We start from the raw sequence: 8,640 nt of genomic DNA, 5'->3' as shown, positions 1-8,640 counted from the left end.
ATCGAAAATGAGCATAATGTATACCGCGATTGCCGCATTCGAGAACTCGGTTCGATATTTGATTTCATCGACATTAGCGGAAAATGTGGGCGAGAACTGGTGGGAAACGTGCGTATCGGAAAAGATTAGAAAGCAGGCGACTACACGGGCTGAAGAGGAAGCTAAAGTTAGGTGGCATGCTCAGCGAGGTGCCGATCCCATTAATTACACCATGCTTCCAAATTTGATCAGCATCATTCACCAGAATCACAGCCCACATTTTGAAGACTTCATTCACAGCGTAGATTGGGCTCGCTCAATTTTTGACACTCTTGAACGGTCAAGAAACGTAGTGATGCATAGTGGCCAGCTCGGTGAGAGGGATTTGGCTAGGGTCGGTTCCGCAATACGGGACTGGGTCAGCCAGGTTTCCACCTGAATTACAGGCCAAATGGCAGTTTCTGCCATTTGGCCATGACCAGCCTTTTTCGATCTGTTTCAGGCCGTCAAGGGTGAAATCCGTCGGACGCGAAGCGCCCTTGACGGCCTGAAACAGATCGGACATTCGCCGCCTTCACCCCAAGCCCCAACACCGATCTTCCCGGCGCAGGCCGGGATCTCGTGCAATTAAAGGGCGGAGTTGGCCTCACGAGACCCCGGCCTTCGCCGGGGAGATCGGAAGGAGGCGGACCCCGACCTTAATCCCGGCAGATCGGAGATAGAGAGGTCAAAGAAGCGTATCGGCGAGGTCGCGCCACTCCGGGTTCATCTCTTCAATCAGCCTGATTTTCCAGGCGCGCTGCCATTCCTTGATGCGGCGTTCGCGGTCAAAAGCGGACCGGCGCGTCTCATGCGTCTCAAACCAGACGAGGCTCTCGCAATTATACTTTGACGCGAAGCCCTTGATCAGGTGTTCGCGATGCTCGTAGGCGCGGCGATTTATGTCGTCCGTCATGCCGGTATAGAGCACGCCGTGCGGCTTGTTGGTCATGATGTAGACATAGAAGGCCATGGTCTGCGCGCTGCAAGCATGGGGCCACGGTCCCCACACCCGATCGTCCCGGCGTAGGCCGGGATCTCCTGCAATTCAGACCCCGCGCCTGCCTCCCGAGGCCCCGGCCTTTGCCGGGGAGATTGGGCTAATCAGATTACCCCGAAACTACCCCGCAATTACCACGCTTTTAGCCCCCCAAACACGCCGGTCCATCCCGCATTCTGCTAGCGGAAACCCCTGAGGAAATTCGCAGCCGTGTCGAGGTGGCCGCGCAACTTTTCCTCCTCCATCTTTTCCGCCATGGAGACCATCATCGCCCAGCGGGGATTGCCGGCGAGTTGTCCCCGGTTTTGCCAGATCCAGCGCCAGTAGAGCCCGTCCCAGATATCGCACCACGCGCCTGTCTCGTGATTGCCCATCTTGCGGATATAGGCCGAGCCCGAAAAATACGGCTTGGTCGTGATCTGGCCTCCGTCTGCGTTCTGGCTCATCGCATAGGCATTCGGCACCATCACCCAGTCATAGCTGTCGGCGAACATCTCCATGAACCAGCGATAGATGTCTTTGGGGTCCACCTCGCAGATGAACATGAAGCCGCCGAGCACCATCAGCCGCTCGATATGGTGGCAATAGCCTGTTTTCAGGATCCTTTTTATCGTGTCATCAATGGGCGCGATGCCGGTCTCGCCGGTCCAGAAGCTCCGGGGCAGGGGGCGGTCATGGCCCCAGTGATTGGTGGTGCGCATGGAGACGCCGAGGTCTTCATAGGTCGCGCGCATGAACTCGCGCCAGCCGATCACCTGCCGGATAAAGCCCTCGGCCGAATTCATCGGCACATCGCCTTTATCGATCTCTGCCAGCGCCGCATCGAGCACCTGTTTCGGCGTGAGCAGGCCAATGTTCAGCATCGGCGTAATCGCCGAATGCCAGAGCAGGGCCTCGCCCTCGAGGATCGCGTCCTCATACGGCCCGAACAGCGCGAACCGCTCTTTCAGGAATTGCCCGAGCCAGCTCTCGGCGGCTTCATGGCTGGTCGGCCAGTAAAGCTCGTCGAGCGAGCCGTAATTGTCCGGGAAGTCCGCCTCGACGGACTTGCGGGCCTCTTCCTCGATCTCGTCCGGCACGCGCGGCTGGAGCTGCGGCACGCTACCGCGCAGTTTCTTCGGCACTTTCTTGCGGTTCTCTTCATCGAAGGACCACTTGCCGCCGGCCGGCTCATCCCCGTCCATCAGCACATCGAGCTGCCGCCTCTGGCGCTTGTAGAACTCGGCCTGGAACCAGGATTTATGGTCCGCTCGCCAGGCCTTGTTCTCGCCCGGCGTGTTGAGAAACATCGGCGTATTCAGCAGTTTCAGCGCCAGCCCCTCGGCCTCGCAATAGGCTTTGAGGCGCTTCTCCAGGATGAAATCGACCGGGTCGCAGGCCATAATCTCCGTGACGCCATCCCTGGCGAGGCGCGCGATCAGCGGCTCCAGCACGGCCTCATCACGTTTGTACGAGACGTACTCATGCGGCGTTTTCAGCGTATCCAGATATCTCCCATAGCGCGCCATGCTGGCCCGGTGCAGCCACAGCTTCTGCTTGTGAAACTGCATTGGATATTGCGCATCGCCGAAGAACAGCTTGTCCTCGATGAGGCAGATGCGGCCTGGTTGTTTCTGTATGCCGGGATGCGGGCGGAAGAGCTGGTGGGCGAAGATCAGAAGCGCTTTTGTCATGTCGGGGCATGAGCTAGGGCGCGCCGCTCACAGGCAAAGGCTGTAAAACCGGCAGCGGGCCATTGCAGACTCTACCGAGTCCCTGCCATTAGTATCTCACCGATGACTGACGAACCTTCCGCCCCCGAAGACGAGCGCGACGACGCCACCTTCTCCATGTTCGGAGAGGAAGAAATGGGCGCGGACGAGGAGAAGAAATCCTATCAGGTCCTGGCGCGGAAATACCGCCCGAAACTCTTCTCTGACCTGATCGGCCAGGAAGCCATGGTCCGCACGCTGCGCAACGCGTTCGAGCTGGACCGGATCGCGCATGCCTTCATGCTGACGGGCGTGCGGGGTGTGGGCAAAACGACGACGGCGCGGCTTCTCGCGCGCGCATTCAACTATGAAAGCGAAGACCATTCCGGCCCGAGCCTGAAGCTCGACCCGCCGGGCGAGCACTGCAAGGCGATCATGGAAAGCCGGCACCCGGACGTGCTTGAGCTTGATGCGGCCTCGCGCACCGGTGTCGCGGATATGCGGGACCTGCTCGACGGGGTGCGCTATTCGCCGGTGTCTGCGCGCTACAAGGTCTACATAATCGACGAAGTGCACATGCTCTCGACCGCCTCGTTCAATGCGCTGCTGAAGACGCTGGAAGAGCCGCCGCCGCATGTGAAGTTCATTTTCGCGACGACCGAGATCCGCAAGGTGCCGGTCACGGTGCTGTCGCGCTGTCAGCGCTTTGATCTCAAACGCCTCGATACGGGCGAGCTCGCGGCGCATCTGGCCAAGATTGCCGCGCGTGAAGGCGCAAAAATATCAGACGAAGGAATCACCCTTATCGCGCGGGCTGCCGAGGGCTCTGTCCGCGACGGGCTATCCATCCTCGACCAGGCCATTGTGCAGGGCCTCGATGGCGGGGAAATCAGCGGCGAGCTTGTCCGCGACATGCTCGGCCTAGGAGACCGCCTCCGCCTCCTCGACGTCTTCGAATACGCAGTCACGGGGAAAGCCAAGGAAGCGGTCAATGAAATCACTGACCAGATCCAGATCGGCGCTGACCCCCTCGTCCTCATGAAGGACCTCCTAGAAATCGCGGCCGACGTCGCGACCGTTCAGGCCATGGGCGACAATTACACGCTGCCCGGCCCGGCCGATTGGACGAGCCGCACACGGACAATCGCCAACAGCGTCACGCCGGCGCAGGCGCAGCGCAACTGGCAGATATTGCTCTCAGGCTATCGCGACACGCAAAGCGCGCCGGAAAGCGATGTAGCCCTGCGCATGGTGATCCTGCGTCTCGTCGCAGCTGCCGGCCTGCCGTCGCCGGAAGACGCCGCCCGCATGATTGCCGAAGGCGGCGGCAAGCCATCCAACACCAAGGGCAAGGGTGGCAAGTCAGACCCGAACGTGGTGCCCGTCGGGGGCGGTGGCACCGGCAAGCTGTCGAAATTTGAAGACGTGCTGGACCTGCTCGAAAAAGAGCGTGAGCCGCGCCTGTGGGGCGAGGCCAAATCCTATATCCGCCCGGCTTTGTTTGCCGAAGGCACGATCAGCTGCGACCTGAAAGACGGCGCGCCGGTAGACCTTTTGCGCCGTCTGACCGACTTCCTCGAAATCTCGACAGGCCTCGAATGGGATGTCCGAAAGGCGCAGACCTCGCGCGAAACGGTCAAGGAGCGCGAGGACCGCCTCAAGGATGAGCGGATCGAGGCGGTGAAGTCTCATCCGGACGTGAAAGCCGCGCTCGAAGCCATTGACGGGGTGCAAATTGTCGAGGTCAGCAGCGCCCCCGCCCTTGAAGCTGATGGCCCGGGCGACAATGTCGTTCCCTTGCGCGCCGCCAATTCAACGAAAGGCTAGAAGCCATGAAAGACCTCGGAAAGATCATGCAGCAGGCCCAGCAGATGCAGGCCAAGATGCAGGAAGCCCAGGAAAAGATCGAACAGGTCGAGGCCGAAGGCGTCTCCGGCGCGGGTCTGGTCAAGGTCCGGCTCAAGGGCAAGGGCGAAATGATCGCGGTCGAGATCGACCCCTCGCTGATGGGTGACGAGGCCGAAATCCTCGAAGACCTGATCAAGGCCGCGCATGCCGATGCGCGCAAGCGCCTCGATGAGGAAGTCGAGAAGGCCATGAAAGAGGCCACCTCCGGCATGGGCGGCATGATGCCGGGCTTCAAACTGCCGTTCTAAGGGCACGCGCACGCAATGAGCCAGAAGAGCGCCGGGCCTGAAATCCTGAAAATGATCGAGCTGATCGCCAAGCTGCCAGGGCTTGGGCCGCGCTCTGCGCGCCGCGCCGCGCTGCATTTGCTCAAACGCAGGGACCAGCTCCTCCTGCCGCTCGCCGCGGCGCTCTCGGAGGCTGGCCACAAGATCGAGCGCTGTAACACTTGCGGGAATTTCGACACGCTGCAGCCCTGCGCGGTGTGCCAGTCCACCAGCCGCGACGAGAGCGTTATCTGCGTGGTCGAAGACGTGCCCGACCTCTGGGCGCTGGAGCGCGCAAGCGCCTTTCGCGGGCGATATCATGTGCTGGGCGGGGTTCTGTCACCACTCGATGGCGTCGAGCCTGAGGACCTCACCATCGGCATGCTGGTCGACCGCATCCGCCAGGGCGAAATCCGCGAAGTGATCTTTGCCCTGAGCGCCACGCTCGATGGCCAGATCACCGTCGATTATGTGAAAGAACAGCTCGAGGATTTCGACATCACCATCACGCGCCTCGCCCAGGGCGTGCCGCACGGCGGCGAACTCGACCATCTCGATGAGGGCACACTGGCGGCGGCGATGCGCTCGCGGCGGTAGTTATCGTGCGGCCTTCGTCCTTCGACTTCGCTCAGGATGAAGGCAATTTGTACCGCAATGAAAAGGCTTCATGGTGAGCGAAGTCGAACCACGAAGCCGGTTGGCGGAGCCTACTCCACCGCCCGTTCTTTCGCCCGCTTCCAGGCCGGCCGCTCAAGATTGCGGTCCATATAGGCCTTGAGGTTCCTGTAGGGCCCAAGCTCGCCGAGACGCTCGGCCATATTGGCGATGTACGTGATACCCACATCAGGCGCCTGGAATTGGTCGCCGAGAATGTAATCCATCTCGCCGAGCCGCTTGTCGAGCAGACCGAGATGCAGGGCGACTTCGCCGTCGGAGAAGGCGCTGAACACGGGCGGTTTCGGGTCTTCGCGCGTCAGCAGCAGCTTCAGCATCAGCGGCAGGAAGGCCGAGCCTTCCGGATAGTGCAGCCAGCGCTGATATTCGGCCCAGGCTTTCCAGTCCGATTTCGGCGGCGCGAGCTTGTGCCCTGTGTCATAGCGCTCGGCCAGATAGGCGGCGATCGCGCCTGACTCGGTCAGCAATATGTCGCCATCCTCGATGGTCGGTGACTTGCCGAGCGGGGTGGCTTTCGCAAGGTCCTCCTGCGAGCGGTTCGTCTCCGGATTGCGGTGATAGACTTTCAGCTCATAGTCGAGGCCGAACTCTTCCAGCAGCCAGACCGTGAAGATGGACCGGCCGACGCGGAGGTGATGAAGAAGGATCATGCAGGGGCTTTCGGTTTAATCGCGAGTGATTTCAAAGATCGCGCCCTCGGCGTCTGCCGTGGCCACGAAGAGGCGCCCATCCGGGCTCATCGCGACATCGCGGAATGACATTTCGAGGTCGGCGAGAAGATCCTCAGTGCCTTCGACGGTGCCCGATGTGTCGAGGTCGACGCGCACCAGTTTCTGCCCCTTCGGTCCGTTCATTGCGCCGACGATCAGGTCGCCTTGCCAGTCGCCCCAGGCCTCGCCGGTGACCAGCGCCATGCCCGAGGGCGCGATGGACGGCACCCATTTGACGACGGGCTGCTCCATGCCGGGGGCCTCTGTCTCTTCGGTGATGATCGTGCCGTCATAATTGACGCCATAGGTGATTTCCGGCCAGCCATAATTATTGCCGGGGCGGATGATGTTGAGCTCGTCGCCGCCCTTCGGCCCATGCTCGTGGGCCCAGACAAGGTCGCGGCCTTCATCGACCAGAAGGCCCTGCACATTGCGGTGGCCATAGGACCAGACGGCCGGCGCGCCATCGGCGCCATCGGCAAATGGGTTGTCCTCGGGGATGGAGCCATCCGGGTTAATCCGCGCAATCGCGCCGTGATAGTTTTGCGGGTTCTGCGCCTCATTCATATAGCGGAAGCCTTCGCCCATGGTGATGAGCAGCGTGCCATCCTGCATGAAGTCGAGCCGGCCGCCGAAATGGTAGGAGGTCTCGCGCGACGTGCCGGAGAAAATCTCGGTCACATCGCTGAGCGTGCTGGCATCCTCGGACAGGGTGCCCTTGATCACAGCGGTTGTATTGTCGCCGGTCGTTCCCTTCGCAAAGGCGAGATAGAGCGTGCGATTGGAGGCGAAATCGGGATCGAGGGTCATAGCGAAATAGCCGCCCTGGCCTTCGGCGAGCGTCTCGGGCGTGCCGGAGACGGCCGTCTCGAGCAGCTCTCCGTCACGGATTACGCGGATTGCGCCGCTGCGCTCTGTCACCAGCATGTCGCCGCCCGGCAGGAAGACCATGTCCCAGGGCACCGACAGCCCATCTGCGACCTCTGTCAGCGTCAGCCCGCCCTCTGCGCTGATCGTGTTGGCCGCTGTATCAGTGGTCTCGCCATCGCGGGTTTCATCGCCGGCAGCTTGCGCAGATCCGGCCGGATCCTCGCCGCCCGAACATCCGGCAGCCAGAAGGGCGAATGCGGCGATACAGACAGAATATTTCATGACAGCTCCCGGCAATGACTATGCGGACTGTAGTGCGAATAAGTGATTGCGCAAATCCCTCCCGCACAATCGAAAAAGGCGGCCCCGAAGCGCCGCCTTTCCCTGTTTTGTATATCGGTTTTTCCTACCAGCGTTTGCTGACCGACACGCCGTAAAGCGCTGGCTCGTTCAGGAAGACGTTGGAGAACAGGCCCGAGGAGTCATCGGTGAGATAGGAGCCGGTGATCACTTCCTCATCGGTGATGTTCTTGCCGAAGATTTCGAAATCAAGGCCCATCTCGTCATTCGAGAACAGGATGGACAGGTTGAGGTTGCTCCAGCTTTCCAACTCGTCGCGGCCGGTGTTCCAGACGCGGCTGAAAGCGTCGGCCTGATAGTAGTAGTCCGTGCGCAGCCGCATGTCCCATGCACCGCCGCCGAGGGCTTCGAATGTGTATTCGGCGCCGACGCTCAGCGTGGTGTCCGGTGTCCCTGGAAGGCTGTTGCCATCGAGGTTCTTGGCTTCACCATCGAACGGCGTCAGCCCGCCAATCGTCTGGGTGTCGCCATTGGAGTCGACATAGGTCACGTCCGGCACACCGAACGTGGCTTCCGCCCCGGCAAAGGCACCTGAGCAGAGACCAAGCGTTGAACCCGGATCAACCAGTCCGCCCTGGATCGCGCCGAGGACCGTGGCGTAGCCTTGAGCCGAGACGACACAGTTTGCAGCGCCGACAAACTGCTTCAGCACAACCAGATCGGCCCGGCCGTTTGTACGGTCGAGCACGTCGACGCCGTAGGTGTCTTTCACCTGCGCGTCGAGCAGACCGAGATTGGCATTGACGACAAAGGTCGAAGCCGGGTTCCAGATCGTCTCGAACTCGAGGCCGGTGATTTCGGCATCGACGTTGAAGTTGGCTGACGTGCGGTTGATGATCTGCGTGATCTGATAGCCGGTATAGTCATAGTAGAAACCGGTTGCGTTCAACTGCAGGGCGCCGCCTGCGAGCGTGTTCTTCGTCCCGACTTCGTAGGAGTTGATGAACTCCGGATCGAACAGTTCCGGGAACGCACTGACTGAACCTGCCGGTTGAGGTGGGTTGATGCCGCCGCCTTTGTAGCCACGAGAGTAGAAGGCGTAGAACAGCGAATCTTCCGACCAGTCGAGTTCTGGTGACCAGTCGAGGCCAATCCGGCCCGTGACTTCCTCAAAGCTTGCTGTCGCTGTCCCCGTGCCGGAC

General features: G+C 60.9%; 8 protein-coding genes and 1 pseudogene. 4 read left to right on the top strand and 5 right to left on the bottom strand.

The window, feature by feature from the left end; translation table 11 throughout:
- Positions 1-418, top strand: a 418-nt coding sequence (locus WA989_RS02785) for a Swt1 family HEPN domain-containing protein (protein WP_424339001.1), incomplete at its 5' end; no start/stop codon positions are given.
- A 288-nt stretch (positions 419-706) separates the two neighbouring features.
- Here WA989_RS02785 and WA989_RS02780 read toward each other — a convergent pair.
- Positions 707-991, bottom strand: a complete 285-nt coding sequence (locus WA989_RS02780; RefSeq protein WP_424339000.1) for a GIY-YIG nuclease family protein — start codon at positions 989-991, stop codon at positions 707-709.
- Positions 992-1,197: 206 nt separating this feature from the next.
- Positions 1,198-2,691 (bottom strand): cryptochrome/photolyase family protein, encoded by a 1,494-nt coding sequence (locus WA989_RS02775; RefSeq protein ID WP_424338999.1) that lies wholly within the window; start codon positions 2,689-2,691, stop codon positions 1,198-1,200.
- Between the two features lie 102 nt (positions 2,692-2,793).
- Between WA989_RS02775 and WA989_RS02770 the strand changes: the two genes are divergently transcribed.
- Genes WA989_RS02770 through recR form a run of 3 tightly spaced genes read left to right on the top strand, consistent with a single transcriptional unit; the run spans position 2,794 to position 5,480 of the window.
- On the top strand, positions 2,794-4,536 hold the full coding sequence (locus tag WA989_RS02770; RefSeq protein ID WP_424338998.1) for a DNA polymerase III subunit gamma/tau: 1,743 nt from the start codon (positions 2,794-2,796) through the stop codon (positions 4,534-4,536).
- A 5-nt stretch (positions 4,537-4,541) separates the two neighbouring features.
- Entirely contained in the window at positions 4,542-4,865 is a 324-nt protein-coding gene (locus WA989_RS02765) for a YbaB/EbfC family nucleoid-associated protein (RefSeq protein WP_424338997.1), read from the top strand.
- Between the two features lie 15 nt (positions 4,866-4,880).
- Positions 4,881-5,480 (top strand): recombination mediator RecR, encoded by a 600-nt coding sequence (recR, locus tag WA989_RS02760; protein WP_424338996.1) that lies wholly within the window; start codon positions 4,881-4,883, stop codon positions 5,478-5,480.
- A gap of 110 nt (positions 5,481-5,590) precedes the next feature.
- Here recR and WA989_RS02755 read toward each other — a convergent pair whose 3' ends face one another.
- The 3 genes and pseudogenes from WA989_RS02755 to WA989_RS02745 all read right to left on the bottom strand — a co-directional run.
- Entirely contained in the window at positions 5,591-6,208 is a 618-nt protein-coding gene (locus WA989_RS02755) for a glutathione S-transferase family protein (protein ID WP_424338995.1), read from the bottom strand.
- Between the two features lie 15 nt (positions 6,209-6,223).
- Positions 6,224-7,420 (bottom strand): PQQ-dependent sugar dehydrogenase, encoded by a 1,197-nt coding sequence (locus WA989_RS02750; protein ID WP_424338994.1) that lies wholly within the window; start codon positions 7,418-7,420, stop codon positions 6,224-6,226.
- A gap of 124 nt (positions 7,421-7,544) precedes the next feature.
- Positions 7,545-8,640, bottom strand: a pseudogene (locus WA989_RS02745) (TonB-dependent receptor); the annotation flags it as partial.

Origin of the sequence: Henriciella sp. (genome assembly GCF_049649345.1) — a bacterium.
Taxonomy (GTDB): Bacteria; Pseudomonadota; Alphaproteobacteria; order Caulobacterales; family Hyphomonadaceae; genus Henriciella.
The sequence above is the reverse complement of the archived record's forward strand: the minus strand, read 5'-3'. Positions and strand labels throughout refer to the sequence as shown.

What these genes read in the sequence shown, in the direction of transcription:
- WA989_RS02780 (WP_424339000.1), bottom strand. Translation starts at nt 991, where the DNA reads ATGGCCTTCTATGTCTACATCATGACCAACAAGCCGCACGGCGTGCTC.
- WA989_RS02775 (WP_424338999.1), bottom strand. Translation starts at nt 2,691, where the DNA reads ATGACAAAAGCGCTTCTGATCTTCGCCCACCAGCTCTTCCGCCCGCAT.
- WA989_RS02770 (WP_424338998.1), top strand. Translation starts at nt 2,794, where the DNA reads ATGACTGACGAACCTTCCGCCCCCGAAGACGAGCGCGACGACGCCACC.
- WA989_RS02765 (WP_424338997.1), top strand. Translation starts at nt 4,542, where the DNA reads ATGAAAGACCTCGGAAAGATCATGCAGCAGGCCCAGCAGATGCAGGCC.
- recR (WP_424338996.1), top strand. Translation starts at nt 4,881, where the DNA reads ATGAGCCAGAAGAGCGCCGGGCCTGAAATCCTGAAAATGATCGAGCTG.
- WA989_RS02755 (WP_424338995.1), bottom strand. Translation starts at nt 6,208, where the DNA reads ATGATCCTTCTTCATCACCTCCGCGTCGGCCGGTCCATCTTCACGGTC.
- WA989_RS02750 (WP_424338994.1), bottom strand. Translation starts at nt 7,420, where the DNA reads ATGAAATATTCTGTCTGTATCGCCGCATTCGCCCTTCTGGCTGCCGGA.